Genomic DNA, 26,114 nt, shown 5'->3' on the forward strand with positions numbered 1-26,114 from the left:
CATGGCTGTTAAGACCCTTAAGGTAGACCTGCCCGCAGAGATTTTCGACGCGCAGGCATCCGTGCCCCTGCTGCACCAGGTTGTCGTTGCACAGCTCGCAGCAGCACGTCAGGGCACCCACAAGGCTAAGAACCGCGGCGAGGTTTCCGGTGCAGGCCGTAAGCCCTTCAAGCAGAAGGGTACCGGTAACGCACGTCAGGGCTCCATCCGTGCACCGCACATGACTGGCGGTGGCGTTGTTCACGGTCCGACTCCGCGTAACTACGCACAGCGCACCCCCAAGAAGATGATCGCCGCTGCACTGCGCGGTGCTCTCTCTGACCGCGCTCGTCACGACCGCGTCCACGTTGTCGAGAACTTCATCTCCGGTGAGACCCCCTCGACCAAGGCTGCAAAGGCTGCATTCGCAGCTATCACCGAGCGCAAGAACATCCTTCTTGTGATTGCTCGTGCAGAGGACGTTGTGGCTCTGTCCGCACGTAACCTGGAGAATGTCCACGTTCTGTACGTCGACCAGCTCAACACCTACGATGTGCTGGTTTCGGACGACGTGGTCTTCACCAAGGCAGCATTCGACGCATTCGTTGCTGCAGCTCAGAAGAAGGAGGGCGCTAAGTAATGAGCGTTTCCACCAAGTCTGTATACGACGTGATCATTGCTCCCGTCGTTTCCGAGAAGAGCTACGGTCAGCTCGACGAAGGTAAGTACACCTTCGAGGTCGCTACCGATTCCAACAAGCTGGAAATCAAGCAGGCCATCGAGAAGATCTTTGACGTCAAGGTTGCTTCCGTCAACACCATCAACCGTCAGGGCAAGCGCAAGCGCACCCGTTTCGGTTGGGGCGCTCGCAAGAACACCAAGCGTGCGATTGTGACCCTCAAGGAAGGCACCATCGACATCTTCGGCGGTCCGCAGGCATAAGCCCCGCGGAGACCACTTTAACGAAGGAAGAAATATCTAAATGGGTATTCGTAAGTACAAGCCGACGACCCCGGGTCGCCGCGGTTCGAGCGTTGCTGATTTCGCAGAGATCACCCGCTCCACCCCGGAGAAGTCCCTGCTTCGTCCGCTTCACAAGACCGGCGGCCGTAACAACACCGGCCGCATCACCACCCGTCACAAGGGTGGCGGCCACAAGCGTCAGTACCGTCTGATCGACTTCCGTCGTCACGACAAGGACGGCGTGAACGCACGCGTTGCACACATCGAGTACGATCCCAACCGTACCGCACGCATCGCACTGCTGCACTACGTCGATGGTTCCAAGCGTTACATCATCGCTCCGAACAAACTCGCTCAGGGCGACATCGTCGAGTCCGGTCCCGCAGCTGACATCAAGCCCGGCAACAACCTGCCCCTGCGCAACATCCCGGTTGGTACCGTGATTCACTGCGTCGAGCTCCGCCCCGGTGGCGGCGCAAAGCTGGCACGTTCCGCTGGTGCTTCTGTCCAGCTGGTTGCTAAGGAAGGCAAGTACGGCCAGCTCCGTCTGCCCTCCGGCGAAATCCGCAACGTGGATGTTCGCTGCCGCGCAACCGTGGGCGAGGTCGGCAACGCCGAGCAGTCCAACATCAACTGGGGTAAGGCTGGCCGCAACCGCTGGAAGGGCATCCGCCCGACCGTCCGTGGTGTGGTTATGAACCCGGTTGACCACCCGCACGGTGGTGGTGAAGGTAAGACCTCCGGTGGTCGTCACCCGGTTAACCCCAACGGTAAGCCCGAGGGTCGTACCCGCCGTCCCAACAAGGAAAGCGACAAGCTCATCGTTCGTCGCCGTCGTACTGGCAAGAAGCGCTAAGGAGCCTGAAACATGCCTCGTAGTTTGAAGAAGGGCCCTTTCGTTGATCAGCACCTCTACCTGAAGGTTGCAGCTCAGAACGAGAAGGGCACCAAGAACGTAATTAAGACTTGGTCGCGTCGCTCGATGATTATCCCCGACATGCTCGGTCACACCATCGCAGTGTACGACGGTCGCAAGCACGTGCCGGTGTTCATCACCGAGTCGATGGTTGGTCACAAGCTCGGTGAGTTTGCTCCGACCCGCACTTTCCGCAGCCATGTGAAGGACGACCGTAAGGGCAAGCGTCGCTAATCGGTTCATACCGATAAGCTAACGTTTCCCTTTCGGCAATAGACGAAAGAGAGATAGGCAATGGAAGCCAAGGCATCAGCGCGTTTCGTTCGCGTTACGCCTATGAAGGCCCGCCGTGTCGTCAACCTGATCCGTGGTAAGCAGGCGGAAGAGGCTCTGGCGATTCTGAAGTTCGCCCCCCAGGCAGCTTCGGAACCGGTATACAAGATCGTTGCTTCGGCAGTAGCTAACGCTCGTCAGAAGGCAACCCAGCAGGGTCTGCCCTTCCGCGAGGAAGAGCTGTTCATCAGCGAAGCATTCGTGAACGAGGGCCCGACCATGAAGCGCATTCAGCCCCGCGCTCAGGGTCGTGCATACCGAATCAACAAGCGCACCAGCCACATCACCGTGGTAGTTGCTACCCCGGAGAAGGAGGAGGACCGCTAAATGGGTCAGAAAATTCACCCGAACGGTTTCCGACTGGGCATCACCACTGACCACGTCTCCAAGTGGTTCGCTGATTCCAACAAGCCCGGCGAGCGTTACGCAGACTTCGTCCGTGAGGACGTGAAGATCCGCGAGCTGCTGGCAAAGAACCTGGATCGCGCAGGCGTTGCAAAGGTCGAGATCGAGCGTACCCGTGACCGCGTGCGTGTGGACATCCACACCGCTCGTCCCGGTATCGTGATTGGCCGTCGTGGCGCAGAAGCAGACCGCATCCGCGGCGAGCTCGAGAAGCTCACCGGCAAGCAGATTCAGCTGAACATCCTCGAGGTTGCTAACCCCGACCTTTCCGCTCAGCTGGTTGCACAGAGCATCGCAGAGCAGCTCGCATCGCGTGTTGCATTCCGCCGTGCAATGAAGAAGGCAATCCAGTCCGCACAGCGTGCAGGCGCAAAGGGTATCCGTATCCAGTGCTCCGGCCGTCTGGGTGGCGCTGAAATGTCCCGTTCCGAGTTCTACCGCGAAGGCCGTGTGCCCCTGCACACCCTGCGCGCGAACATCGACTACGGCTTCTTCGAGGCCAAGACCACCTTCGGCCGCATCGGTGTGAAGGTCTGGATCTACAAGGGCGACCTGACCGACAAGGAGCTGGCAGCTCAGCAGGCAGCAAACAACCGCCGTGGCAACCGCCGCGATGGTGACCGCCGCCGCCAGGGCAACCGTGGTCCTCGTCGCGAGCGCCGCAACGAGAACGCTTCGGCAAAGGTCGAGGCCAAGACTGCAGAGAACGGTGAGGCATAAATGCTTATTCCCCGTCGAGTAAAGTACCGTAAGCAGCACCACCCCAAGCGTAGTGGTCTCGCAAAGGGCGGCACCGAGGTTAGCTTCGGTGAGTGGGGCATCCAGGCCCTGACCCCCGCATACGTGACCAACCGCCAGATTGAGGCTGCACGTATCGCAATGACCCGTCACATCAAGCGTGGCGGTAAGGTCTGGATCAACATTTACCCGGACCGCCCCCTGACCAAGAAGCCCGCCGAAACCCGTATGGGTTCCGGTAAGGGTTCGCCCGAGTGGTGGGTCGCAAATGTCAAGCCGGGTCGAGTCATGTTTGAACTCGCCGGTGTGTCCGAAGAGGTGGCTCGCGAGGCAATGCGCCTGGCAATCCACAAGCTCCCGATGAAGGCACGTATTGTGCGTCGCCGTGAAGGTGGTGAATAAGCGAGATGGCAGTAGGCTCCAAGGACCTGAGCATCGAGAAGCTCGCAGCACTCTCTAACGAGGATCTGGCTGCAAAGCTGAGCGAAGCGAAGAAGGAACTCTTCAACATCCGCTTCCAGGAAGTCACCGGTCAGGCTAATGCAGGTCGTCGCCGCACTATTAAGCGCGACATCGCACGTATCTACACCGTGCTGCGTGAGCGCGAGCTCGGTATTCGTCCCGCAACTGAAGGTGAGTCCAAGTGAGTGAAGTAAAGAACGAAGAGCGCGGCTACCGTAAGACCCGCCGCGGCTACGTTGTCTCCGACAAGATGGACAAGACCGTTGTCGTCGAGGTCGAGGACCACGTGAAGCACGCTCTGTACGGCAAGGTTGTTCGCCGTAGCTCCAAGATCAAGGCACACGATGAGCAGAACACTGCAGGCATCGGTGACCTCGTTCTGATCGCAGAGACCCGTCCGCTGTCCGCTTCCAAGCGCTGGCGCGTCGTGGAGATTCTGGAGAAGGCTAAGTAAGCCTTTCCGCAGAATCATCTGCTAGAGCAATAATGGCCCCTCTCCCACATCTGTGGGGGAGGGGCCATCGCTATATCCCGAGGCGAGAGACAGCGCGAACTAGAGAACGTCATATTCGGAGATCGGTCGTCATATATAGAAACAGTACTTTTGCCCGGGGCGGCTTTCTGCATTGCTTAAATAATGATCTGACCTGGATAAACGTGGGGAAAAGGTGGTTTTTACAGGCTGTAGATGGGGAACGGATAGTTGGGGGAAGACTTAGACAGAGCTAAAAATAGGTTGAAAACCTCCTGTGAAGGTGCTTATCATCGACTCTATAAGTGCTTAGCTATGCCTTGCCTATATATTAGGGGTAGTCGAGCACCTAATCCGGAGGTTGCACGACCTTTGGAGAAGTATCATCAACACATCATCGAGGATTACCATGACTTCTTCACCCAAGCCCTCACGCAAGCTGCTCGCCGTCGCCAGCGCCCTCTCCGTCGTCGCAGGATCGATGACCATGATTCCCGCATCTTTTGCGGCTAACGGCAATTCCTCCCTGCCCGCAGCATCCAGCGCACAGAACTCTAATGACGAGTGCCGTCATTTTAGCGTAAGCGCTACCCAGTATCAGGGTCTACCCGGCCAGTACCAGCTGGCTTACGCACCGGCTACCTCTACCCTGTTCACTTCCTTCTCCTCCGGCCGTCCTCCGATCCTGACCGGCGGTTTGGGCTCCTGGAATGTCTCCTCCGCACCGAGCCTTGCATCGGTCTACCAGTTCCCGACCGTGGACTTCACCCCTCGCGGAGCCACCGAACCCTCGGGTAAGCAGATTGCATCCCCCTACGGTGTCGGCTATGACGAGGCTACCGGTTACGTGTGGGTGACTCAGACTCGTAACAGCACCGTATCCGTGGTGGATCCCTCGACCAAGAAGGTGATCTGGACCAGCGCAGAAGGCGAAGTTGATCATCCTCGTGAGGTGCGCATCGACTCCGCAACCGGTAAAGCTTTTGTTTCCGGCTCCGGCGGCATTAGCGTCTTCGACACCACCCAGCACACCCTGGTCAAGAAGATCGAATTCACCAATGCCAAGGGCGAACCTGACACCGCAATGAACATGCACGTAGACTCCGCTGATGGCAAGGTCTACGTCCCTACCCTGAGCGCAGGCACCCTGAAGGTAATTAATGGCAAGACTCTCGAGGTTGAGAAGACCATTGAGCTGCACAAGGACAGCGCAGATATCGCTCTGAACGCCTCGGACGTCACTATCGACAAGTCCCTGAAGGAAATCTACGTAAGCTCTCAGGGCGACCGAAAGACCGGGGCCAACTCCGGTGTGACCGTCTACGATCTGGAGACCGGCGCATATAAGAAGTCCATTCCCTTCGGTAAGCAGGCTCTTGCCATCACCTCTGACGAAGCTCGTGACCTGCTCTACGTTACCGATTACGGTACCGGCAACGTGGGCGTGATTGATGCGCGTACCGGCACCGTTGTCTCCGAAGTATCCACCGGCGCTACTAGCGGCGCAAATGACGTGCTGGTTACTCCCGATGGCTCGGCCTACGCCTTGGCTCGAAGCACCGAGGACGCCTCCCCGATCGAGACCAACTACACCATCGACCCGGCTACCGGTGAATACCGAACCTCCAGCACCGAACCCAAGGGCAAGGACAACGCCGACAGCCCGATTACTCCCGGTGTCATGGTGAAGCTCAATACCACCATCAAGACCACCGCAAAGTCTGCCTCGCAGGCCTCTTCTGAGGAACTGGTGAAGACCTACACCGACGGCGCCAAGCTGTACACCACCAAGGATTGGACCAAGGGCGAGACCCTGAAGCTGCGCGGTGAGGGCTTCAAGACCCAGGACGGCAAGGGCTCCGTTGTTGCCGTCAAACTGAACAAGGGTAAGATCAGCGCTAAGGAAGAGCCGAAGCTCAACGGCAAGGAAGGCAACAGCGCGGGCGTGTGGGCCTACATTCAGGCCGATGAGAACGGCAACTTCACCGCCGAGCTACCTTACCCCACCACCGCTAACTCCAGCCTGAAGGACGATCTGAATACCGGTGACCAGATTTCCGTGGCTCTGCTCTCCGGTTCGATGGTTGAGAATGACACCCCGCGTGGTGGTGAGGCCCTGAAAGCAACCGTCACCGAGCAGAAGGCCGCAGACACCACCTGCGCAACCGTCGAAACCTCCAAGGTTGCTGCTGCTCCTTCCGGTGTGACTACTCAGTACCCTGCGGGTACTCCGCTGACCATCGCCAAGAACGATGAGCCTACCCCCACGCCGAGTGATTCGGCTAAGCCTGAGCCGACTACTCCGGCCCCGAGTGATTCGGCTAAGCCTGAGCCCTCCACCCCCGCACCGAGCGATTCGGCCACTTCGAACGAGGTTGTGCACGAGTACAAGGATGGCGCTAAGGTTTACTTCCCCAAGACTTGGGAAGGCGAGAAGCTGACCTTCCGCGGTGAAGGCTTCAAGACCAAGGACGGCAAGGGCTCGGTTATCGCAGTCAAGCTGAACAAGGGCACCATCTCAGCCAAGGAAGAGCCGAAGCTGGAGGGTGCAGAAGCTAACAGCTCGGGCGTGTGGGCCTACATCAAGGCTGACGAGAACGGTAACTTCACCGCGACTATCGATCGTCCGACCGTTGCCAACTCCAACCTGAAGGAAGAGCTCAAGACCGGTGATAAGGTGGCTATTTATCTGCTCTCCGGCTCCCTGACCGAGAACGATAACGCACGTGGCGGCATGGCCGTCGAGTACACCTTCACGACCGAGAACCAGCCGAAGAAGGATGAAGCTAAGGACGCCCCCGTGAACCCCTCGGCTCCTGAGCCCTCCGCACCGGCCGAGTCGAAGGATCAGGCTAAGGACCAGTCCAAGGCTCCTGCAGATTCCCTGAAGCCCTCGGCCCAGGAGAAGGGCAACAGCGCTTCGAAGACCTCCGCTTCTTCGTCGCAGAACACCTCTTCTACTAACGGCTCGAACTCTTCGAAGTCTTCGAAGTCTTCGCTGGCTAACACCGGTGCCTCCGGCGTCTTGATTGCATCTGGCCTGGGTGCCCTGGCTCTGGTCGCGGGTGCCGGTATTCTGGTGGCTCGTCGCCGCAAGGCATAAACGTCGATGAAGCCATGAGGTCTTCCCAGCGCTGTTCTGGGGAGGAGGAGCATGCTTCCATAATCGGTTTGCGTAAACCGTAAAATAGCCCAGGGGCGGTTCCCTTCCTTATGAAGGGAGCCGCCCCTGGGCTATGCCTGGAGGAATGTCTCGGGCAAAAAGAAAACCCGCACCGAAGTGCGGGCTTAATGGTCAAAGCGAGGTTCGGTCCCTAGACAAACGGATTAGCGAGGAAAAAGGGACCCAAGAAATCTGTCCGATAAGGACCGAACCTCTTGTTTGACGCATGCGTCTCTTCTATTATGGTACATCTCGCTGAATTTCGCACCTTCAGCGGGAGTTTTTGGCAAAAAACTTGGTTTTTGAAAAAATCGCCCTAAATTTCTAAACTTTTTGGCCGATTTTTGCAGAAACTCGATATTCCGGGCCGTTATCTGAAGAAATGTTACGAAATCACTGCCGGATTCCCCACCGTTCTTCTGTGGCTACAGCCGATGTAGAAGAGGTGGCTCTCAAGCTTGGGTTCCCCGCAAGGCCGTGATTTTCGGAAACCTTTGGAAATGCGTGGGCTCACCGGGCCGCAGACGACCCGAGGTCGTCTATCCCCGCGGTCACGTCCTCCACAGCGTATGATGTAGAGCAACATTGCGAGGTATAAGACCCATGCTGCCTCTCATCTTGCGGCTGTGGTACTTGAGCTGCACATATCTGTTCCCCCTACACACAGACCTTCGGAGGAAGAATGTCCCAGTCGAATAATGAAACACAGCAGGGAGTCTCAGGTGCTCGCCAGATCGTGGAGCGACAGCCCGGACTAGCCGGGCAATATCAGGTTGCTTACAACCCCGAACGGGATGTTCTCTTCGTGACCGGTAGCTTCAACCACACCAAGACCCATGGCACCCTGTGCGCCACTCTTGCACGCCTGAATGCCCACACCTTGGAGACTGAACTCACCGCGTATCTGCCCGTGGTCGAGGACCATAACCCTGGCCAGGAAGGCCTCTACCAAATTCAGGCCGCCTATGGGGTGGCCCTCGACAATCAAAGCGGTCTGGTATGGACCGGAGGGACCCGAACCCAAACGGTCACCGCGTACTCTCAGGATGACCTTTCGCTCGTGTGGGATTCACGCTCCAAGGATGATATTGAGATGCTCACCCCGCGCGAGCTCTACGTGGCTCCTGACGGATCTGTACTCGTGACCGGTGCCGGCGGTTACCAGGTTATTTCTACTGCTAACGATAAGGGGGAGCGCACCGTCAGCCCCCTGCGGGATTTTGGTCCCGCAATGCTACTCGGTCCCATCGCCGATGAGGAAAGCGGCCTGCTGTATGTCCCGAATATTATCAAGGACGAAATCTGGGTTATCGATCTGAAGACCTGGGAGCGGGGTAATGTTTTTTCCGTGCGGGGTGGTCAGGATGCTGAAACCTCCGTTATGGTACACGGCGCGGAGATTGACCCCGCCCGCGGGGAGCTTTATATTTCGGCACAGGGAGCTGAAAGCAAGAACTCCGGCCTGTACATTCTGAGCCTGGAGGGTGAACAGCTGGCTTATATTCCCTTTGGCCGGATGCCCACCGATATTCTCTTCGATTCGAAGCGTCATCTGCTCTACGTCGCGGACTTTGGCGGTAAGGGAGAGCCCTCCATCGCCGGTGGTGGCACCATCACGGTGATCAACTCTTTGACCCGAGAAGTTGTTGAGACGATTCAAGTAGCTCCTACCCGCATCAATCATCAGGTGCTGCTCTCCGACGGCTCGGTAATCGCTATCGACAAGGCCGGAGACTATCCCGCGGCTATCGTACCCTACGTGCTGGATGCTCGTAGCGGTCAGTATTACGAGTCGAAGAACGAATCACGCCCCGGAGAAGAACTGAACTCTATCGTTCGCGATGGGTTGGCTCGTGTGCGTGTTACGGTGGAATAGTTGGAGGACTCAGAGGGCTCTGGCTCGTTGAACCTTGGGCGGCAGCCCGTGTTTTCCAGTGGGGAGAGGCCGAGATGTTAGCGCGAATAGCGCTCGCGATGCGTAGAAAATAAGCCGGATGCGCGATGTATTTAAAGTATCCTCGGCAAGCCTGTCACGGGATATATCAAAAAGTAGTAAAATATAAATATCTACCACCTTTGTTTGACACATTGCGCGGTAGATTTCTCGAGGCCCCTTCAGTTTCTTATGCGTCAGGAACTACACGAAGGGGCCTCCTGCTTTAACTGTCTAATAAGGAGTTCACTCCCGCTAGGCCCGATGCATGGGCGGAAGATGTCTGCAATGATGCGGTAAGACTGGGGTAAGACAGGCGCAGAAGAGACGGTAATCATGTTTGTGAAACCCTTGCAATGCCCGAGTGGTTCCTGTAGAGTATTAAGACTGTGCGGCTGTATCCAAATAGCCGCGCAACCACGGGCTTCTCGTGCCAGTGCATAATGCCGCTAATTACGGGTGGATACGCCCGCTTCACGCGGGTCCAAATGCTTCTGGCATGGGTTTGCCCCAGGCGTTTCCGCTAACCCCTTCCCTAGAGCTGGGGCCCGGGGCGTCAACCAATCCCGTAAAAATGTTCCGCAAGGCTGGCTCACGCCTCAAGTGAGTCGGAACCGGCGAGACGACAGGAGAAATATGATTCAGCAGGAGTCGCGACTGAAGGTCGCCGACAACACTGGTGCGAAGGAAATCCTGACCATCCGTGTTCTCGGTGGTTCCTCGCGTCGCTACGCAGGCATCGGCGACATCATTGTCGCAACCGTCAAGGATGCAATCCCCGGCGGTACCGTAAAGAAGGGTGACGTTGTCAAGGCAGTCGTCGTCCGCACCAAGAAGGAAACCCGTCGTCCCGACGGCTCCTACATCAAGTTCGACGAGAACTCCGCAGTGATCCTGAAGAACACTGATGGTGATCCCCGTGGTACCCGTATCTTCGGCCCCGTGGGTCGTGAGCTTCGCGACAAGAAGTTCATGAAGATCGTTTCGCTGGCTCCGGAGGTGCTCTAATTCATGGCTAAGATCAAGTCCGGCGACCTGGTTCAGGTTATTTCCGGTGCAGATAAGGGCAAGCAGGGCAAGGTTCTGAAGGTTCTCCCCAAGGAAAACCGCGTGATTGTTGAGGGCGTTAAGGTCGTCACCAAGCACACCAAGGCTAACCCCCTGACCGGCGCAGCAGGCGGCATTCAGAAGGTTGAGGCACCGATCCACGTTTCTAACGTTGCGATTGTTGACCCCGAGACCAAGAAGCCGACCCGTGTTGGTTTCCGCCTCGAGACTGTAGAGCGTGACGGCAAGGAGCGCACCGTTCGCGTGCGCGTTGCTAAGCGTTCGGGTAAGGACATCTAATGACCGAAACCAAGATCACCCCCCGCTTCAAGACCAAGTACGCTGAGGTCGTCGTTCCCGCTCTGCAGGAAGAGTTCAAGTACGAGAACGTCATGCAGACCCCGAAGATCGTTAAGGTCGTCGTAAACATGGGTGTTGGCGAGGCAGCTCGCGACGCAAAGCTCATGGATGGCGCTATTCGCGATCTCACCGCAATCACCGGTCAGAAGCCGATTGTTACCCGCGCTAAGAAGTCCATCGCACAGTTCAAGCTGCGCGAAGGTATGCCCATCGGTGCACACGTCACCCTGCGTGGCGACCGCATGTGGGAATTCCTGGACCGCCTCGTCACCCTGGCACTGCCCCGAATCCGCGACTTCCGCGGCCTCTCGGATCGCCAGTTCGACGGTAACGGTAACTACACCTTCGGTCTGACCGAGCAGTCCATGTTCCACGAAATCGATCAGGACTCGATCGACCGCGTGCGTGGTATGGACATTACCGTGGTGACCTCCGCGAAGACCGACGACGAGGGCCGTGCCATTCTGAAGGCACTGGGCTTCCCGTTCAAGACCAAGTAACGACTACGTTGTAGGTCCAGACCCCGTTACCGCGGGGTAGGGAAACCACAACGAGGAAGGGCACAAGCCCACAATGACTATGACTGATCCGGTCGCAGATATGCTGACCCGTTTGCGCAACGCAAACTCCGCATACCACGACACCGTATCCATGCCCTACTCCAAGCTGAAGTCTCGCATCGCCGAGATCCTGAAGGCTGAGGGTTACATCGCCGACGTTAAGGTTGAGGATGCAAAGGTCGGCAAGACCCTGACCCTCGTCCTCAAGTACGGTCCGTCCCGCGAGCGTTCCATCGCTGGCGTGCGTCGTATTTCCAAGCCGGGCCTGCGTACCTACGCAAAGTCCACCAACCTGCCCCAGGTTCTGGGTGGCCTCGGCATCGCAATCCTGTCCACCTCTTCGGGTCTGCTGACTGACAAGCAGGCTGCGAAGAAGGGTGTGGGCGGCGAAGTCATCGCTTACATCTGGTAGTCGGTTAGAAGAGAAAGGAAGAGAATAATGTCACGTATTGGACGTCTCCCCATCTCGGTTCCCGCCGGCGTTGAGGTTAAGGTCGATGGCAACCTGGTCACCGTTAAGGGCGCAAAGGGCGAGCTCTCCCACAAGGTTGCTTCCCCCATCACTGTCGCTCTGAACGACAACGAGATCGTCGTGTCTCGTCCCAACGACGAGCGCCTGTCTCGCTCGCTGCACGGTCTGACTCGTACCCTGATTCAGAACCTGATCATCGGCGTGACCTCCGGCTTCGAGAAGAAGCTGGAAATCGTCGGTACCGGTTACCGTGTGACCCCGAAGGGTAACGACCTGGAGTTCGCTCTGGGCTACTCCCACCCGATCAACATCACCGCTCCCGAGGGTATTACCTTCGCAGTGGAGGGTGCTAACAAGCTGACCGTGTCGGGTATCGACAAGCAGCTCGTTGGTCAGGTTGCAGCAAACATTCGTGGTCTGCGTAAGCCCGATCCCTACAAGGGCAAGGGTGTTCGCTACGCAGGTGAGCACATCCGCCGCAAGGTCGGAAAGGCTGGTAAGTAAACATGGCTATCAAGTCGAAGGCAGCGCAGCGTGCACGTCGTCACGCTCGCATCCGCAAGTACGTTTCGGGTACCGCTGCGCGTCCGCGCCTGTGCGTCACCCGTTCGACCCGTCACATGTTCGTTCAGGTTATCGACGATGTCAAGGGCGTGACCCTGGCATCCGCTTCCACCATGGAAGCAGAGCTGCGTGCAGCTGACCTGGACAAGACCGCTAAGGCAAAGCGCGTTGGTGAGCTCGTTGCAGAGCGCGCCAAGGCAGCAGGTGTTGAGGCAGTCGTGTTCGACCGCGGTGGTAACAAGTACCACGGCCGTGTTGCAGCCGTTGCTGACGGTGCACGCGAAGGGGGTCTTGCACTCTAATGAGCGAGCAGAACGTAAAGGAAACTCAGGTGAGCGAAGCAGTAGTAGCTGAAACCGCTGAGACCTCCAACCAGCGCGAGGAGCGCCGCAACAACCGCGGCGAGCGTCGTGGCCGTGGCGAGCGCCGCAACAACCGCGCTCGCGAGGAGGAGAAGGACAAGTACATCGAGCGCGTTGTGACCATCAACCGCGTTTCCAAGGTCGTCAAGGGTGGTCGTCGCTTCAGCTTCACCGCACTGGTCGTCGTTGGTGACGGTAACGGCCTGGTCGGCGTTGGCTACGGTAAGGCTAAGGAAGTCCCCGCAGCAATCTCCAAGGGTGTCGAGGAAGCAAAGAAGAACTTCTTCCGCGTTCCCCGCATCGAGAACCGCACCATCCCGCACCGCGTGCAGGGTGAGGCAGCTGCAGGCGTTGTGATGCTCCGTCCGGCAACCGCTGGTACCGGTGTTATCGCAGGTGGCCCCGTGCGTGCAGTACTCGAGTGCGCAGGCATTCACGATGTGCTGTCCAAGTCGCTCGGTTCCTCGAACCAGATCAACATCGTTCACGCAACCGTTGCAGCACTCAAGCAGCTTGAGGAGCCCCTGGCAGTGGCAGCCCGCCGTGGCCTGCCCACCGACGAGGTTATCCCCAGCTACCTGCGCAACACCAAGTCTGAGAAGGCAGGTGCGTAGTAATGGCCAAGCGTATTCAGCCCAGCGACGCAAAGCTGGAAATCACCCAGGTCAAGTCCTATGTTGGTCAGAAGCAGAACATGCGTGAAACCCTCCGTTCCCTGGGCCTCAAGCGCCCCGGTAACAAGGTTGTTCGCACTGCTGACCCCGTCACCGTTGGCATGGTTAACACCGTTGCTCACCTGGTGAAGGTTGAGGAGGTCAAGTAAAGATGGCAGAAGCTATCAAGATTCACGATCTGCGCCCGGCACCGGGTGCCCACAAGGCAAAGACCCGCGTTGGCCGCGGTGAAGGCTCCAAGGGTAAGACCGCAGGTCGCGGTACCAAGGGTACCAAGGCACGCTACCAGGTTCGTGCAGGCTTCGAAGGCGGCCAGCTGCCGCTGCACATGCGCCTGCCGAAGCTGCGCGGTTTCAAGAACCCCTTCCGCACCGAGTACCAGGTTGTTAACCTGGACCGCATCCAGGAGCTGTTCCCCAACGGTGGCGATGTCACCGTTGAGGCACTGGTTGCCAAGGGCGCCGTTCGCAAGAACGAGCTCGTGAAGGTTCTGGGCAACGGCGAAATCTCCGTCAAGGTGAACGTTGTTGTCGACAAGGCATCGGCTTCCGCTATCGAGAAGATCGAGGCCGCTGGCGGTTCCGTAACCGTTAAGTAGTCTTAGCTACTGAAAGCCCCCGCTCGGATAATTCGAGCGGGGGCTTTTGCGTGAAAAGTTATTCTGACGGTCCTATATATCTGGTTTGGTATATATCGATAGGTTGTTTGAAGGCCCTTTGACAGTGCGTGAGAGGTAAAAATCACGCTAGAAGAATATAAAACATACATATTCTCGTGAGAAGTTATCTTTCATCCGCCCAAACACGATAGACTGGAAGATGTGTTTACTGCGCCCTAAAACTCTTTGAGGGGAGGGGCGCCCCATAGATTTACAGGAGGACATGTGCTGAGCGCAGTGGGGCGAGTCTTTAAGACTGCCGATTTGCGGCGTAAGCTGCTGTTTACCCTGGCAATGATTGTGCTGTACCGTTTGGGTACCTTTATCCCCGCACCGGGTGTTTCCTATGGAAACGTGCAACAGTGTCTTGAATCCAACACTACCAGTGGCGGAGTCTACGATATTGTGAACCTCTTCAGCGGTGGCGCCCTGCTGCAGCTGTCAATCTTTGCCCTCGGCGTGATGCCGTACATTACTGCATCCATTATCATTCAGCTGCTGCGCGTGGTCATCCCGCGATTCCAGGAGCTGCATGAAGAGGGTGCCCAGGGTCAGGCAAAGCTAACGCAGTACACCCGTTACCTCACCATCGCTCTCGCACTGCTGAACGCTACCACCATCGTCTCGATGGCGCGCTCCGGCGTTCTGCTGGGTAACTGCCCCGGCATCATCCCCCAGGACGACGTGATGCACATTCTGCTCATCATCGTCACCTTGTGTGCCGGTACCACCGTCATCATGTGGATGGGCGAGCAGATTACCGAGCGCGGCGTGGGCAACGGTATGTCCTTGCTGATTTTCACCTCTATCGCCTCCTCCTTCCCGAATGCTTTGGGCTCCATCCAGAGGACCCACGGTTGGGGTATTTTCGCAGCGGTCTGCGGTATCGGCCTCGTCGTGATGCTTGCCGTGGTGTACGTGGAGCAGTCGGTTCGCCGTATCCCCGTGCAGTACGCCAAGCGTATGATTGGTCGTCGCACCATCGGCGGAACCAGCACCTACATTCCGCTGAAGGTCAATATGGCCGGTGTGATTCCGCTGATTTTTGCCTCCTCCCTGTTGACCCTGCCCGGTCTGCTGGCTCAGTTCAACACCCCTACCGACGGCTCAACCCCGCCGGACTGGGTGAACTGGATTAACGCATACCTGGTGCGTGGCGATCACCCGCTGTACATCGTTCTCTACTTCTTCATGATTATCGGCTTCGCCTACTTCTACGTGGCGGTTACCTTTGATCCGGTTGAGGTCGCGGACAACATGAAGAAGTACGGCGGTTTCATCCCCGGTATTCGTGCGGGCAAGCCGACCGAGCGTTACCTCAGCTACGTGCTTAACCGCATCACCCTGCCCGGTGCGCTGTACCTGGGCGTCATCTCCATGATTCCCCTCGTTGCGCTGATTCTGTTCAACGCAAACCAGAACTTCCCGTTCGGCGGCGCGTCGCTGCTGATCGTGGTGGGTGTTGGTCTTGATACTCTCAAACAGATTAACGCCCAGCTCCAACAACGAAACTACGAAGGATTGCTCCGATGAACCGTCTGCTCATCGTTGGCCCTCCCGGTGCCGGTAAGGGCACCCAGGCCGTCAAGATTGCTGAAGCGCTGAAGATTCCCGCCATCTCCACTGGCGATATCTTCCGCAAGAACATTAAGGAAGAGACCGAGCTCGGTAAGGAAGCGAAGTCGTACATCGACTCCGGCAACCTGGTTCCCGACTCTGTCACCAACAACATGGTGCGTGCCCGCCTCGATGAGGGCGACGTCTCCAACGGATTCCTGCTGGATGGCTACCCCCGCAACACGGCACAGGTGCACGAGCTCGACTCCATCCTGGAAGCCAAGGGCGAGAAGATCGACCGCGTTCTGCTGCTGGTGGCCGACAACGACGAGCTGGTCGAGCGTCTGCTCAACCGCGCCGCTGAGCAGGGTCGCACCGATGACAACGAAGAGGTCATCCGTCACCGCCTGAAGGTCTATGAGGATGAGACCGCACCGCTGATCGCGATTTACCGTGAGCGCGGTATCGTCAAGGAAGTGAACGGCCTGGGCGAAATCGCCGAGGTGACCGAGCGCATCCTCGACGCACTGAAGTAACCCTCTGCTGTACCCCCGCGATTGTGGTGCCTGATGCATCACAAAGACTTGCGGGGGTACAGTGCTGTCTGTAGAGTTCTAAGCTTGGGCGTGTAGCCCCCCCCAACCCAGAAGGAGCCGTATCGTGGCACGAGTCGAAATCAAAACCAACGCACAGCTTCAGCAGATGGCCCGTGCCGGAGTCATCACCAGCCGCGCCCTCGATGCGGCTGTCGCTGCCGCGCGCCCCGGCGTGACTACGGCCGAGGTGAACGCGGCCTTCGAGCGCACCATGCTGGAACTGGGAGGAACCTCCAACTTCTACGGGTACTACGACTACCCGGCTACCGTATGCACCTCCGTCAACCACGAGGTGGTGCACGGAATCCCCGGCGACTATGTTCTGAAGGACGGCGATATCCTTTCGATTGACGGTGGCGCATATGTGATTGACCCCGCCACCAACCGTCAGTGGCACGGCGATTCTGCACGCACCGTACTGATCGGCAACGCGAGCGAAGCCCGCGCCGAGCTGTCCGCCGTTACCCGCGAAGCCATGTGGCACGGTATCGCCGCACTGGCCACGGCAAAGAAGGTCGGTGAAATCGGCCTGGCTATCGAAGCATACGTTACCGAAGAATACGGCGATAAGTACGGCATTATTGAAGACTACGTGGGCCACGGTATCGGTTCGCAGATGCACATGGCTCCGGATGTGCTGAACTACGCCGTGCGCGACTTGGGCCCCCGAATTAAGCCCGGTATGGCTTTCGCTATTGAGCCGATGCTTGTCACCGGGTCCATTGAAACCAAGGTCCTTTCTGATGATTGGACTGTTGTGACCGTTGACGGATCCGATGCCTGCCAGTGGGAACACTCGGTTGCCGTGCACAGCGAAGGTATCTGGGTTCTGACTGCAGAAGACGGTGGCGCAAGCGAGCTGGCCCGTTTCGGCATCACCCCCGTGCCCATCCCCGCCTAATACAGTCGCCAGTGGGAAGTAGCCCACGCGACGCATCCCAAGCATCAACCACACAGGAAGAAGCTCCATGAGCGAAACTCTTACCGGGTGCGAGAAAACCGAGCCTACCTCGACGAAGGTACCGGTCGAAATCTCCACCACCCGCCCCAAGCCCGGGCAGATTACCCTCAAGGCCCCGCGCCGCACGAAACCGCCGAAGCATATTGCGGATTTCGACATGGCCGGCCGCCGTGAATTTCTGAAGGAACTGGGTTACCAGCCCTTCCGTGCGTCCCAGCTATCGAAGCACTACTTTGAGCGTTTGGTGACCGACCCCGCCGAGATGACGGATCTGCCCGCCAAGGAACGCGAGCAGATGGTCGCGCAGGCCATGCCCCGACTGCTGACTCCGGTACGCACGCTGGAAGCAGACGGTGGGGATACCATCAAGGTCGTGCATCGCCTCTTTGACGGTGCGCTCATTGAGTCCGTGATTATGCGCTATGACAACCGCGTGACCATGTGCATCTCCTCGCAGGCTGGCTGCGGTATGAACTGCCCCTTCTGTGCAACCGGCCAGCAGGGTTTGACCCGTAACCTCTCCACCGCCGAAATCGTGGAGCAGGTGGTGGCCGGCGCCCGATATCTGAAGCAGATGAAGGGCCTGGAAGAAGCAGAAGGCGGTTCTGAGGATACTCGTCCGCTGCGTGTTTCCAACATTGTCTTCATGGGCATGGGCGAGGCGCTCGCTAACTACAAGTCGACGATGGGGGCCATTCACCGCCTGATTGATCCGGCTCCGGAGGGCCTGGGTATCTCGGCGCGCGGTCTGACCATGTCGACCGTGGGCCTGGTTCCGGGTATCCGCAAGTTCGAGATGGAGAAGCTGCCCATCACTCTGGCGCTGTCTCTGCACGCGCCGGATGATGAGCTGCGTGACGAGCTGATCCCGATTAACCAGCGCTGGAAGGTCGACGAGACTCTGGACGCCGTCTACGACTACTACCGCACGACCGGTCGTCGCATCTCGATTGAGTACGCGCTGATTCGCGATATTAACGATCAGGGCTGGCGCGCTGATCTGCTGGGCAAGAAACTGGCACAGCGCGGCCGCGGTTGGGTACACGTGAACCCGATTCCGTTGAACCCGACCCCGGGTTCGAAGTGGACGGCTTCTCGCAAGGGCGTGGAGCAGAACTTCGTGGAGCGCCTGCGTGCCCACGGTATTCCGACGACGATTCGCGATACTCGCGGTTCCGATATTGACGGTGCATGCGGCCAGCTTGCTGCTAAGGAAGAGGAAGAGTAGCAGACGTGTGGACGGGGCGGTGCCCCTCCTCCTTGAAAAATGTCAAGGCGTTTTTCGGGGACTTGCTCGGGAATGAGCCGGGTGAGGGGGGCCGCCCTTCTGTCTTCCGCGGAGTCGTGATATGCGGGATGCTTTACCTCTTGGCATTGCGGGTTAAGTGCCAGATGTCATAAATATCACGGTTGTTTTTAAAGATGATTTGCCGTAGAGTTATGAGTTGGTTGTTTATGCCGGTGTTAAGTGCGCCTTAAAACGCCTGCACCTCACCTCGGTGAGCTCATAAACAGAAGATACATTTGTCCGACGCAACTGCGCCGGGCACCGACGTTAGCGGAGGATATGGCTAAGAAAGACGGCGTCATCGAGATCGAAGGCTCTGTGGTTGAAGCTCTGCCCAACGCGATGTTCCGTGTTGAGCTGGATAACGGCCACAAGGTTCTCGCACACATCTCGGGCAAGATGCGTCAGCACTATATTCGAATCCTGCCTGAGGACCGAGTGGTAGTGGAACTGAGCCCCTACGACCTTTCCCGAGGTCGTATCGTCTACCGTTACAAGTAAACCCGAGATAAACGTCGCCCACCGGCGGCGTTTAAATCGTGTTCAAAGGGATAAATAGTTCCCCAACGTAAGTGAGGGAACCTCTTATCTCGCCAGTAATCAAGTTGCAATCAAAAGGAATGCGATGAAGGTCAAGCCGAGCGTTAAGCCGATCTGCGATAAGTGCAAGGTGATCCGCCGTCACGGTGTGGTCATGGTGATCTGCGAAAACCCGCGCCACAAGCAGCGCCAGGGCTAATCCCTAGCAGCTGACTTCATAACCGCCTACGGGCGGAATTGTCATAGGCACCGCTCCGAAGTAGCGTCCAATGTGGCGACTTCGGATACCTCCGGACTCAGAGGCCGGGGACCGGGACAGAACAACCCGGGCAGTGATGCTAAAGACCTCTGGAAAACAACAAGGAGAAGCCAGTATGGCACGTCTCGCTGGAGTTGATATTCCCCGCGAAAAGCGCGTGGAAGTTGCTCTCACTTACATCTACGGCGTGGGTAAGACCCGTGCACACGAAACCCTCGCTGCTACCGGCGTCAACCCTGACACCCGCGTCAAGGACCTGACCGACCAGGAGCTCGTGGCACTTCGTGACTTCATCGAAGGCAACTACAAGGTTGAAGGTGATCTTCGCCGCGAGGTTGCAGCTGACATTCGCCGCAAGGTCGAAATCGGCTCCTACCAGGGCCTGCGCCACCGCCGCGGCCTGCCGGTTCACGGTCAGCGCACCAAGACCAACGCACGTACCCGTAAGGGCCCGAAGCGTACCGTCGCAGGTAAGAAGAAGTAAGACACGTTGCTCTGTTGGGTATCTCTACCCGACCAACGTATTAGTAAACCTTTGTAGGAGAATCAAAAATGCCTCCCAAGACTCGCGCTGCGGCAGCTCGTAAGACCAACCGCCGCAAGGTTAGCAAGAACATCGTTGCTGGTCAGGCTCACATCAAGTCGACCTTCAACAACACCATCGTCTCCATCACCGATCCCACCGGTGCAGTGATTTCCTGGTCCTCCGCTGGCGACATGGGCTTCAAGGGCTCCCGTAAGTCCACCCCCTACGCCGCTCAGCTGGCTGCCGAGGCCGCTGCAAACCGCGCCAAGGAGCACGGCGTCCGCAAGGTCGACGTCTTCGTCAAGGGCCCCGGTTCCGGTCGCGAAACCGCAATCCGTTCCCTGCAGGCTGCAGGCCTCGAGGTCGGTTCGATTCAGGACGTTACCCCCGTTGCACACAACGGCTGCCGTCCTCCGAAGCGTCGCCGCGTCTAATTAGGTTTCGTCCTAATCCCTCGACGGGTACACTCCACGGAGCGTACCCGGAGAGCACAGACACCCGTCTGCTTCCTAAGATATGTTTTCCCCAACCTGTGGGCTCATATAGCGGAGCTCACCGAAAGGAAACAAAGTGCTCATTGCACAGCGCCCCACTCTGACTGAAGAGGTCGTAGCGCCCAACCGCTCGCGCTTCACCATCGAGCCTCTGGAGCCCGGTTTCGGCTACACCATGGGTAACTCCCTCCGCCGTACTTTGCTGTCCTCCATTCCTGGCGCCGCTGTTACCAGCGTCCGCATCGATGGTGTACTGCACGAGTTCAGCACTGTTCCCGGCGTGACCGAGGACGTCACCGAGATCATCTTGAACATCAAGAAGCTCTCCATCTCTTCTGAGAACGACGAGCCCGTCGTGGCCTACCTGCGCAAGCAGGGCGAAGGTGAACTGACCGCAGGCGACATCGAGGTTCCCGCTGGCGTGGAGATCCACAACCCGGACCTGCACCTGGCAACCCTGAACGCCTCGGCAAACTTCAACGCTGAGCTGGTTATTGAGCGTGGTCGCGGCTACGTGACCGCTGCACAGAACAAGGTCGGTGACGGTGAGATTGGCCGTATTCCGGTTGACTCCATCTACTCTCCGGTTCTGAAGGTCACCTTCAGCGTGAACGCAACCCGTGTTGAGCAGCGCACCGACTTCGACAGCCTGACCCTGGACGTCGAGACCAAGGAAGCCATCGCACCGCGTGACGCTGTTGCCTCTGCCGGCAGCACCCTGGTCGAGCTCTTCGGCCTGGCCCGCGAGCTGAACATTGCTGCTGAGGGTATCGAAGTTGGCCCGTCGCCCGCCGACGAGTCCATGGCCGCCGATCTGGCCCTGCCGATCGAGGACCTGAACATGTCCGTCCGCTCCTACAACTGCCTCAAGCGCGAGGGCATCCACACCGTGGGTGAGCTCGTGACCCGCAGCGAAGCTGACCTGATGGACATCCGTAACTTCGGTGCTAAGTCCATTGACGAGGTTAAGGCAAAGCTCACCGAGCTCGGCCTGGCCCTGAAGGATTCCCCTCCCGGCTTTGAGCCCGCCGCACGCCCGCTTGATGACGAAGACGGTTCCGGCGAATAATTTCGGCCGAATAGTTCACCCGGTTCTCCCGGGATCAGTCAAACTTGATTCCCTAAGAGGCTCCGCTGCTGGGGCGTTAGGGAACGCAACTATGGAGAAATAACTATGCCTACTCCCACTAAGGGTCCCCGCCTCGGCGGTTCCCCGACCCACGAGCGCCACATGCTCAACAACCTGTCGGCGCAGCTGTTCCAGCACAAGCGCATCACCACCACCCTGACCAAGGCAAAGCGCCTGCGTCCGGTGGCTGAGCGCTTCATCACCTTCGGTAAGAAGGGCGACCTGGCTGCTCGCCGTCGCGTGCTGCGTTCGATTGCCGACAAGTCCGTCGTGCACGAGCTCTTCACCGTCATTGCTCCCGCAATGGCAGAGCGCCCCGGTGGTTACACCCGCATCATCAAGATCGGTAACCGCAAGGGTGACAACGCTCCCATGGCTGTCATCGAGCTCGTGATGGAGCCCGTAGCATCCAAGGGCGCCGTTGCCGAGGCAACCAAGGTTGCTGAGAAGGCAGCAGAGGCTCCCAAGGCTGAGGCCCCCAAGGCTGAGGCTGCTGAGGGTCAGCCCGCCGGTTCCCACGCACCCCTGGAGTCCGGCGAGGCTCCCGAGGGCTTCGAGGTTAAGGGTAACGCCGACTCCATGAAGTACCACGTGCCCGGTTCCCGCTGGTACTCCAGCACCAAGGCTGAGATCTGGTTCGACTCCGCTGAGTCTGCAGAGGCTGCAGGTTACGCCCCCGCCGGTGGCGCAGCAGCTCAGAAGGTGTCCGAGTAATTCGGATTCCTCTGACGTAGGCCTAGCCTAAATATTGCCGATCCGCCGTCCGCTTCTGCGGGCGGCGGATCGGCGTATCTACATCTGACCGAAGCATCATGGAGCTACTTCCACGAACGTACCGACCGTCGAAAGGCATTTATGCTCAACGTATCAGAGGGCGTACCCGAAAATAGTTCCGTCGAAAGGCCCCTGGTGGCTGCACATCGCGTGCGCATTGATTGTGCCTACGACGGTTCGCTCTTCAGCGGCTGGGCGGCTCAGCCACACCTGGTTACTGTACAGGGTGTGCTCGAGAGCGCGCTGGAGCTTATTCTGCGCAGCCCGCATCGTGTGGTGGTTGCAGGTCGTACTGACGCCGGAGTGCATGCCGAGGCGCAGACCGTACACTGCGACTTGACCGAGGCTGATTGGGATCGTCTGAAGGGACGTACCGGGGATGACGACCCGGCCCCCGCGCTGGCACGCCGCCTGCAGGGTGCTCTGCGGCGTTGCCTCTACGACGCGGAGGAACGCCTCGGCCTTCCAAAAAACCTGGCCGGTATTCTGCAGGGGGCGATTCAGGCGCACTCGGTAAGCGAGGTGCCTTTCGAATTTGATGCGCGATTCTCGGCTACCGGTCGCCGCTACGTATATCGCATTGCAGATGGCGCGGCGGACGGTCTTAATCCTCTGCACCGTACCTACACCTGGGCTGTTGCAGAGCCGCTGGATTGTAGGCAGCTCAACGAGGCCACAACCCAGCTACTGGGCCTGCGAGATTTCCTTTCTTTCTGCAAACCGCGCGAGGGCGCGACCACGATTCGTGAGCTACGGGAGCTGAGCTTTAGCCGCAACGATAGCGGGATCATCGAGGTGCGGGTAGTTGCCGACGCTTTTTGCCACCACATGGTGCGTTCCCTCGTCGGCGCCCTGGTACTGTACGGTACGGGTAAGCGCGATGCGGCTTGGCTGCGTGAGCGGATTGAGAATCCCGGGCGCGAGGCATCGCTGACTCTGGCACCTCCGCATGCCTTGGCTCTGGCGGAGATTTACTACCCGCATCCCGAGCTTTACGGAACGCAGGCTGAGAGGGCTCGCTCTCGTCGTGAGGAAAGTGAGCTGACCTAGCAATGACGTTCAACGCAGGGGAGGGAAAGAGAGGGAGAGGGACCTTCACCTGGCCGCCGGGCCCTAAGCTCCTCCATTCGAATTACACGGATGGAATTTAAAACGTGTTTTAAGCCAAAAACCCCGATTTTTAAGGTGAAGGCGGTGGATTAAGGCCGTCCCGTCCTGTATAGTCTTGATATGTTGTGCGTGTTCTACCCGAGCGCGCTCTAACCGCTGTCTAGTTGCAGGACGTTAAGGCGGTCTAGAGTACGGGCAGAACGGGCGGCAGCTCGGTCCTCACCCGGGTGTTCGTCATGCACGTAAGTAAAAGGCGCGATACCCAACTAAGCGCCGTATGTACATTTCGAGACAAAGGCCAATATTTTGCGCACTTATACTCCTAAGCCCGGCGAAGTCGAGCGCCAGTGGCACGTCATTGACGCCACCGACGTTGTTCTCGGTCGCCTCGCAAGCCAGACCGCTATCCTGCTGCGCGGTAAGCACAAGCCGACTTTTGCTCCCCACGTTGACACCGGTGACTTCGTTATCATCGTGAACGCTGAGAAGGTCGCCCTGACCGGTGCAAAGCTCGAGCAGAAGCGTGCATACCGCCACTCGGGTTACCCCGGCGGTCTGAAGTCCGTGAACTACGCAGAGCTGCTTGAGACCAACCCCGTTCGCGCGGTTGAGAAGGCTGTCAAGGGCATGCTGCCCAAGAACAAGCTTGCTGCACAGCAGCTCAAGAAGCTGAAGGTCTACGCTGGCCCCGAGCACCCGCACGCGGCACAGCAGCCCAAGACCTACGAATTCAACCAGGTCGCCCAGTAATTCGGGCCTACGAGAAACAATAGGAGAAATCGTGGCTCAGAACGAAGAGCTGATCGTAGTCGAGGAAGAGCTGACCAGCTACACCTCGGAGTCCGCTGCTCCCGCAGCGGCTAAGGCAGCACGCCCGGCCCTGACTGTTGCAGGCGCAGCAGTTGGTCGCCGCAAGGAAGCAGTGGCACGCGTTCGCGTTGTGCCCGGTTCCGGCAACTGGACCATCAACGGCCGTAGCCTGGACGACTACTTCCCCAACAAGCTGCACCAGCAGGACGTCAACCAGCCCTTCAAGCTCCTCGAGCTTGAGGGCGCATACGACGTCATCGCACGCATCAACGGTGGTGGCCCCTCCGGCCAGGCAGGTGCTCTGCGCCTGGGTATCGCTCGTGCACTGAACGAGATCGACCGCGAGAACAACCGCCCCGCACTGAAGAAGGCTGGCTACCTGACCCGTGACGCACGCGTCATTGAGCGTAAGAAGGCTGGTCTTAAGAAGGCACGCAAGGCTTCGCAGTTCTCCAAGCGTTAATCGCTGGTTTTCACGAAGCGTTACGCCCCGTCTCTCCCTAGAGAGCGGGGCGTTTTGCGTACCCGGATTGAACTCTGAGAACTGGGGGAGGAACTGGGGTCTCGTCTGCTCCGCCGAGAGCTCTCGGACGATTTCCTCTCTAGGGTATAGGGTGCCCCTAACTGTTACGTTTGGTACATTTTGTGCCTGCCGGTAGAGTTAAAGAGTCAAAGCAGACAGGAAGAAAAGAGCACTCATGGCAGAGCAGAATCCCTCCACCCAGCCCGCAGAGAAGGCAGCGGAGGCTCCTCAGACTGAATCCCACCAGCACACCGCAGAAGGGGCACACGCACACAGCAGCTCTGAGAAGAAACAAGCCATTAAGGAAGCCCTGAAGCCCCAGGCACGCCGTACCTCCGTTGTCGAAGACTACTCGGCAGAGCTGGACGAAATGGCTTCCCTCACCCGCGCCCTCGGCAAGGACAAGAAGGACGACGAAACCTCGCAGGCATGGAAGAAGGGTTACCCCTACGACACCAAGCTCAGCCGTAAGGCATACGAGAAGGAAAAGCGCGCCCTGCAGATTGAGCTGCTGAAGTTGCAGCTCTGGGCTAAGTCCACCGGTCAGAAGATCCTTATCATCTTCGAAGGCCGTGACGCAGCAGGTAAGGGTGGCTCCATCAAGCGCTTCACCGAGCACCTGAACCCCCGTGGCGCTCGCGTTGTGGCACTGGAGAAGCCGACTGACATCGAGCAGACCCAGTGGTACTTCCAGCGTTACATTAAGCACCTGCCCTCCGGCGGCGAAATCGTCCTGATGGACCGCTCCTGGTACAACCGTGCCGGCGTTGAGCGCGTGATGGGTTACTGCACCCAGGCGCAGTACTTCGAATTTATGCGCGAAGTTCCCGACCTGGAGCGTATGCTGGTGAACTCTGGCATCCACATCATCAAGTTCTGGTTCTCCGTCACCCGTGAAGAGCAGCTGGCACGCTTCACCTCTCGCCGTACCGACCCGGTACGCCAGTGGAAGCTTTCCCCCACCGACCTGGCATCCCTGGACAAGTGGGACGACTACACCGCGGCAAAGGAAGCAATGTTCTTCTACACCCACACCGGTGACGCCCCCTGGACCGTTATCAAGTCGAACGACAAGAAGCGCGCACGTCTGGAAGCAATGCGTTACGTGCTCTCCCAGTTCGATTACCCCTCCAAGGACGATGCAGTCGTAGGTGAGCTCGACTCGCTGATCGTTCGCTCCGCATCCGACGTTTTTGAGGATGAGTCTGGCGACTCGCCCGACGGCTTCCCCGTCGTCAAGTAACCGGCACATCGGTCTAAAAGGCTGAGGTGTTACCCCCTCATCGGTGCGAACCTTCGGGAAAGCCTTTAGCCGCAATCCGTACCATACTGCACATAGAATGTCCGTTCCCGTTCCCTTATGGGTCGTGAACGGACATTCTGTTGTGTGGGGAGAGGAAGTAGCTCTTAAACATCTATCGAGATGACGAAAGGAACTTCCGCTCTAGTTTGGGGCTGAGAAGCAACTACGAACGCACTGAAAATC

At 58.3% G+C, this 26,114-nt stretch carries 34 protein-coding genes; all 34 read left to right on the forward strand.

Translation table 11 applies throughout. The annotated features are described in order from the left end of the window. The first annotated feature begins 1 nt into the window (after position 1). The 34 genes from rplD to ppk2 all read left to right on the forward strand — a co-directional run bounded on the left by rplD (position 2) and on the right by ppk2 (position 25,871). Positions 2-619 (forward strand): 50S ribosomal protein L4, encoded by a 618-nt coding sequence (gene rplD, locus HMPREF2944_RS02670; RefSeq protein WP_049331907.1) that lies wholly within the window; start codon positions 2-4, stop codon positions 617-619. After that, on the forward strand, positions 619-921 hold the full coding sequence (gene rplW, locus HMPREF2944_RS02675) for a 50S ribosomal protein L23 (protein WP_005504959.1): 303 nt from the start codon (positions 619-621) through the stop codon (positions 919-921). Before rplD ends, rplW begins: the two co-directional genes overlap by 1 nt. A gap of 40 nt (positions 922-961) precedes the next feature. Beyond that, entirely contained in the window at positions 962-1,798 is an 837-nt protein-coding gene (rplB, locus tag HMPREF2944_RS02680) for a 50S ribosomal protein L2 (RefSeq protein WP_049331908.1), read from the forward strand. Positions 1,799-1,810: 12 nt separating this feature from the next. Further along, positions 1,811-2,092, forward strand: coding sequence for a 30S ribosomal protein S19 (rpsS, locus tag HMPREF2944_RS02685; protein ID WP_004005282.1), 282 nt, complete (start codon positions 1,811-1,813; stop codon positions 2,090-2,092). 60 nt (positions 2,093-2,152) lie between these two features. Further along, a complete protein-coding gene (gene rplV, locus HMPREF2944_RS02690) occupies positions 2,153-2,518 on the forward strand; it encodes a 50S ribosomal protein L22 (protein ID WP_005504964.1) in 366 nt (121 codons plus the stop codon). After that, positions 2,519-3,316, forward strand: a complete 798-nt coding sequence (gene rpsC / locus HMPREF2944_RS02695; protein WP_049331911.1) for a 30S ribosomal protein S3 — start codon at positions 2,519-2,521, stop codon at positions 3,314-3,316. Then, on the forward strand, positions 3,317-3,736 hold the full coding sequence (gene rplP, locus HMPREF2944_RS02700; protein ID WP_049331913.1) for a 50S ribosomal protein L16: 420 nt from the start codon (positions 3,317-3,319) through the stop codon (positions 3,734-3,736). A gap of 5 nt (positions 3,737-3,741) precedes the next feature. Beyond that, positions 3,742-3,981: a 50S ribosomal protein L29 gene (gene rpmC / locus HMPREF2944_RS02705; RefSeq protein ID WP_049331915.1), complete on the forward strand. Its 240-nt coding sequence runs from the start codon at positions 3,742-3,744 to the stop codon at positions 3,979-3,981. Beyond that, positions 3,978-4,250: a 30S ribosomal protein S17 gene (rpsQ, locus tag HMPREF2944_RS02710; protein ID WP_049331917.1), complete on the forward strand. Its 273-nt coding sequence runs from the start codon at positions 3,978-3,980 to the stop codon at positions 4,248-4,250. Before rpmC ends, rpsQ begins: the two co-directional genes overlap by 4 nt. Before the next feature lie 427 nt (positions 4,251-4,677). Beyond that, positions 4,678-7,371 carry a YncE family protein gene (locus HMPREF2944_RS02715; RefSeq protein ID WP_070680208.1) on the forward strand — a complete coding sequence of 898 codons (2,694 nt, stop codon included), beginning with the start codon at positions 4,678-4,680 and terminating at the stop codon, positions 7,369-7,371. Positions 7,372-8,113: 742 nt separating this feature from the next. Continuing rightward, on the forward strand, positions 8,114-9,307 hold the full coding sequence (locus HMPREF2944_RS02720; RefSeq protein ID WP_070680210.1) for a YncE family protein: 1,194 nt from the start codon (positions 8,114-8,116) through the stop codon (positions 9,305-9,307). A 693-nt stretch (positions 9,308-10,000) separates the two neighbouring features. Then, on the forward strand, positions 10,001-10,372 hold the full coding sequence (gene rplN, locus HMPREF2944_RS02725; protein WP_005504986.1) for a 50S ribosomal protein L14: 372 nt from the start codon (positions 10,001-10,003) through the stop codon (positions 10,370-10,372). 3 nt (positions 10,373-10,375) lie between these two features. After that, positions 10,376-10,711, forward strand: coding sequence for a 50S ribosomal protein L24 (gene rplX / locus HMPREF2944_RS02730; RefSeq protein ID WP_005504988.1), 336 nt, complete (start codon positions 10,376-10,378; stop codon positions 10,709-10,711). Continuing rightward, positions 10,711-11,271: a 50S ribosomal protein L5 gene (gene rplE / locus HMPREF2944_RS02735; protein ID WP_049331923.1), complete on the forward strand. Its 561-nt coding sequence runs from the start codon at positions 10,711-10,713 to the stop codon at positions 11,269-11,271. Before rplX ends, rplE begins: the two co-directional genes overlap by 1 nt. Positions 11,272-11,344: 73 nt before the next feature. Next, the gene (rpsH, locus tag HMPREF2944_RS02740) at positions 11,345-11,743 is read left to right on the forward strand and encodes a 30S ribosomal protein S8 (RefSeq protein WP_049331925.1); all 399 of its coding nucleotides are present in this window, start codon (positions 11,345-11,347) and stop codon (positions 11,741-11,743) included. A 27-nt stretch (positions 11,744-11,770) separates the two neighbouring features. Beyond that, entirely contained in the window at positions 11,771-12,307 is a 537-nt protein-coding gene (gene rplF, locus HMPREF2944_RS02745; protein ID WP_049331926.1) for a 50S ribosomal protein L6, read from the forward strand. Positions 12,308-12,309: 2 nt separating this feature from the next. Next, entirely contained in the window at positions 12,310-12,669 is a 360-nt protein-coding gene (gene rplR, locus HMPREF2944_RS02750; protein ID WP_005505006.1) for a 50S ribosomal protein L18, read from the forward strand. 29 nt (positions 12,670-12,698) lie between these two features. Then, positions 12,699-13,343 carry a 30S ribosomal protein S5 gene (gene rpsE, locus HMPREF2944_RS02755; RefSeq protein ID WP_192830492.1) on the forward strand — a complete coding sequence of 215 codons (645 nt, stop codon included), beginning with the start codon at positions 12,699-12,701 and terminating at the stop codon, positions 13,341-13,343. A 2-nt stretch (positions 13,344-13,345) separates the two neighbouring features. Beyond that, a complete protein-coding gene (gene rpmD / locus HMPREF2944_RS02760) occupies positions 13,346-13,552 on the forward strand; it encodes a 50S ribosomal protein L30 (protein WP_049331928.1) in 207 nt (68 codons plus the stop codon). A gap of 2 nt (positions 13,553-13,554) precedes the next feature. After that, positions 13,555-14,001, forward strand: a complete 447-nt coding sequence (gene rplO / locus HMPREF2944_RS02765) for a 50S ribosomal protein L15 (RefSeq protein WP_005505008.1) — start codon at positions 13,555-13,557, stop codon at positions 13,999-14,001. Between the two features lie 285 nt (positions 14,002-14,286). Then, a complete protein-coding gene (secY, locus tag HMPREF2944_RS02770; protein WP_049331929.1) occupies positions 14,287-15,594 on the forward strand; it encodes a preprotein translocase subunit SecY in 1,308 nt (435 codons plus the stop codon). After that, entirely contained in the window at positions 15,591-16,154 is a 564-nt protein-coding gene (locus tag HMPREF2944_RS02775) for an adenylate kinase (protein ID WP_070680213.1), read from the forward strand. The genes secY and HMPREF2944_RS02775 overlap by 4 nt, the downstream gene beginning before the upstream one ends. A 124-nt stretch (positions 16,155-16,278) precedes the next feature. Then, positions 16,279-17,115, forward strand: a complete 837-nt coding sequence (gene map / locus HMPREF2944_RS02780) for a type I methionyl aminopeptidase (RefSeq protein WP_080975240.1) — start codon at positions 16,279-16,281, stop codon at positions 17,113-17,115. Positions 17,116-17,182: 67 nt separating this feature from the next. Then, on the forward strand, positions 17,183-18,403 hold the full coding sequence (rlmN, locus tag HMPREF2944_RS02785; protein WP_070680216.1) for a dual-specificity RNA methyltransferase RlmN: 1,221 nt from the start codon (positions 17,183-17,185) through the stop codon (positions 18,401-18,403). Between the two features lie 339 nt (positions 18,404-18,742). After that, entirely contained in the window at positions 18,743-18,964 is a 222-nt protein-coding gene (gene infA / locus HMPREF2944_RS02790; protein WP_005505018.1) for a translation initiation factor IF-1, read from the forward strand. Positions 18,965-19,088: 124 nt separating this feature from the next. Continuing rightward, positions 19,089-19,202: a 50S ribosomal protein L36 gene (gene rpmJ / locus HMPREF2944_RS02795; protein WP_004005257.1), complete on the forward strand. Its 114-nt coding sequence runs from the start codon at positions 19,089-19,091 to the stop codon at positions 19,200-19,202. 175 nt (positions 19,203-19,377) lie between these two features. Further along, positions 19,378-19,746 (forward strand): 30S ribosomal protein S13, encoded by a 369-nt coding sequence (gene rpsM, locus HMPREF2944_RS02800; protein WP_005505026.1) that lies wholly within the window; start codon positions 19,378-19,380, stop codon positions 19,744-19,746. 68 nt (positions 19,747-19,814) lie between these two features. Beyond that, positions 19,815-20,222 carry a 30S ribosomal protein S11 gene (gene rpsK, locus HMPREF2944_RS02805; RefSeq protein WP_005505028.1) on the forward strand — a complete coding sequence of 136 codons (408 nt, stop codon included), beginning with the start codon at positions 19,815-19,817 and terminating at the stop codon, positions 20,220-20,222. Positions 20,223-20,358: 136 nt separating this feature from the next. Then, positions 20,359-21,351, forward strand: coding sequence for a DNA-directed RNA polymerase subunit alpha (locus HMPREF2944_RS02810; RefSeq protein WP_049343386.1), 993 nt, complete (start codon positions 20,359-20,361; stop codon positions 21,349-21,351). A 105-nt stretch (positions 21,352-21,456) separates the two neighbouring features. After that, positions 21,457-22,125, forward strand: coding sequence for a 50S ribosomal protein L17, sunset domain variant (rplQ, locus tag HMPREF2944_RS02815; protein ID WP_049331938.1), 669 nt, complete (start codon positions 21,457-21,459; stop codon positions 22,123-22,125). 141 nt (positions 22,126-22,266) lie between these two features. Then, on the forward strand, positions 22,267-23,235 hold the full coding sequence (gene truA, locus HMPREF2944_RS02820) for a tRNA pseudouridine(38-40) synthase TruA (RefSeq protein WP_070680218.1): 969 nt from the start codon (positions 22,267-22,269) through the stop codon (positions 23,233-23,235). Positions 23,236-23,601: 366 nt separating this feature from the next. Next, a complete protein-coding gene (rplM, locus tag HMPREF2944_RS02825) occupies positions 23,602-24,045 on the forward strand; it encodes a 50S ribosomal protein L13 (protein WP_005505035.1) in 444 nt (147 codons plus the stop codon). A 31-nt stretch (positions 24,046-24,076) separates the two neighbouring features. After that, a complete protein-coding gene (gene rpsI / locus HMPREF2944_RS02830; RefSeq protein ID WP_049331941.1) occupies positions 24,077-24,568 on the forward strand; it encodes a 30S ribosomal protein S9 in 492 nt (163 codons plus the stop codon). Positions 24,569-24,803: 235 nt separating this feature from the next. Continuing rightward, positions 24,804-25,871: a polyphosphate kinase 2 gene (gene ppk2 / locus HMPREF2944_RS02835; RefSeq protein ID WP_070680220.1), complete on the forward strand. Its 1,068-nt coding sequence runs from the start codon at positions 24,804-24,806 to the stop codon at positions 25,869-25,871. The last annotated feature ends 243 nt before the right edge of the window (positions 25,872-26,114 follow it).

Source organism: Rothia sp. HMSC072E10 (genome assembly GCF_001813965.1).
GTDB classification, from domain to species: Bacteria; Actinomycetota; Actinomycetes; order Actinomycetales; family Micrococcaceae; genus Rothia; species Rothia mucilaginosa_A.

Excerpts from the sequence above, each read along its gene's own strand:
- rplP (WP_049331913.1), top strand. The coding sequence starts at position 3,317 with ATGCTTATTCCCCGTCGAGTAAAGTACCGTAAGCAGCACCACCCCAAG.
- rplX (WP_005504988.1), top strand. The coding sequence starts at position 10,376 with ATGGCTAAGATCAAGTCCGGCGACCTGGTTCAGGTTATTTCCGGTGCA.
- rplW (WP_005504959.1), top strand. The coding sequence starts at position 619 with ATGAGCGTTTCCACCAAGTCTGTATACGACGTGATCATTGCTCCCGTC.
- rpmJ (WP_004005257.1), top strand. The coding sequence starts at position 19,089 with ATGAAGGTCAAGCCGAGCGTTAAGCCGATCTGCGATAAGTGCAAGGTG.
- HMPREF2944_RS02720 (WP_070680210.1), top strand. The coding sequence starts at position 8,114 with ATGTCCCAGTCGAATAATGAAACACAGCAGGGAGTCTCAGGTGCTCGC.
- rpsC (WP_049331911.1), top strand. The coding sequence starts at position 2,519 with ATGGGTCAGAAAATTCACCCGAACGGTTTCCGACTGGGCATCACCACT.
- rpsM (WP_005505026.1), top strand. The coding sequence starts at position 19,378 with ATGGCACGTCTCGCTGGAGTTGATATTCCCCGCGAAAAGCGCGTGGAA.
- infA (WP_005505018.1), top strand. The coding sequence starts at position 18,743 with ATGGCTAAGAAAGACGGCGTCATCGAGATCGAAGGCTCTGTGGTTGAA.
- rplD (WP_049331907.1), top strand. The coding sequence starts at position 2 with ATGGCTGTTAAGACCCTTAAGGTAGACCTGCCCGCAGAGATTTTCGAC.
- rplN (WP_005504986.1), top strand. The coding sequence starts at position 10,001 with ATGATTCAGCAGGAGTCGCGACTGAAGGTCGCCGACAACACTGGTGCG.
- HMPREF2944_RS02715 (WP_070680208.1), top strand. The coding sequence starts at position 4,678 with ATGACTTCTTCACCCAAGCCCTCACGCAAGCTGCTCGCCGTCGCCAGC.
- rplE (WP_049331923.1), top strand. The coding sequence starts at position 10,711 with ATGACCGAAACCAAGATCACCCCCCGCTTCAAGACCAAGTACGCTGAG.
- ppk2 (WP_070680220.1), top strand. The coding sequence starts at position 24,804 with ATGGCAGAGCAGAATCCCTCCACCCAGCCCGCAGAGAAGGCAGCGGAG.
- HMPREF2944_RS02775 (WP_070680213.1), top strand. The coding sequence starts at position 15,591 with ATGAACCGTCTGCTCATCGTTGGCCCTCCCGGTGCCGGTAAGGGCACC.
- rplR (WP_005505006.1), top strand. The coding sequence starts at position 12,310 with ATGGCTATCAAGTCGAAGGCAGCGCAGCGTGCACGTCGTCACGCTCGC.
- rpmC (WP_049331915.1), top strand. The coding sequence starts at position 3,742 with ATGGCAGTAGGCTCCAAGGACCTGAGCATCGAGAAGCTCGCAGCACTC.
- truA (WP_070680218.1), top strand. The coding sequence starts at position 22,267 with ATGCTCAACGTATCAGAGGGCGTACCCGAAAATAGTTCCGTCGAAAGG.
- rpsK (WP_005505028.1), top strand. The coding sequence starts at position 19,815 with ATGCCTCCCAAGACTCGCGCTGCGGCAGCTCGTAAGACCAACCGCCGC.
- rplO (WP_005505008.1), top strand. The coding sequence starts at position 13,555 with ATGGCAGAAGCTATCAAGATTCACGATCTGCGCCCGGCACCGGGTGCC.
- rplQ (WP_049331938.1), top strand. The coding sequence starts at position 21,457 with ATGCCTACTCCCACTAAGGGTCCCCGCCTCGGCGGTTCCCCGACCCAC.
- rpmD (WP_049331928.1), top strand. The coding sequence starts at position 13,346 with ATGGCCAAGCGTATTCAGCCCAGCGACGCAAAGCTGGAAATCACCCAG.
- rplB (WP_049331908.1), top strand. The coding sequence starts at position 962 with ATGGGTATTCGTAAGTACAAGCCGACGACCCCGGGTCGCCGCGGTTCG.
- rlmN (WP_070680216.1), top strand. The coding sequence starts at position 17,183 with ATGAGCGAAACTCTTACCGGGTGCGAGAAAACCGAGCCTACCTCGACG.
- rpsH (WP_049331925.1), top strand. The coding sequence starts at position 11,345 with ATGACTATGACTGATCCGGTCGCAGATATGCTGACCCGTTTGCGCAAC.
- rpsS (WP_004005282.1), top strand. The coding sequence starts at position 1,811 with ATGCCTCGTAGTTTGAAGAAGGGCCCTTTCGTTGATCAGCACCTCTAC.
- rplF (WP_049331926.1), top strand. The coding sequence starts at position 11,771 with ATGTCACGTATTGGACGTCTCCCCATCTCGGTTCCCGCCGGCGTTGAG.
- rplV (WP_005504964.1), top strand. The coding sequence starts at position 2,153 with ATGGAAGCCAAGGCATCAGCGCGTTTCGTTCGCGTTACGCCTATGAAG.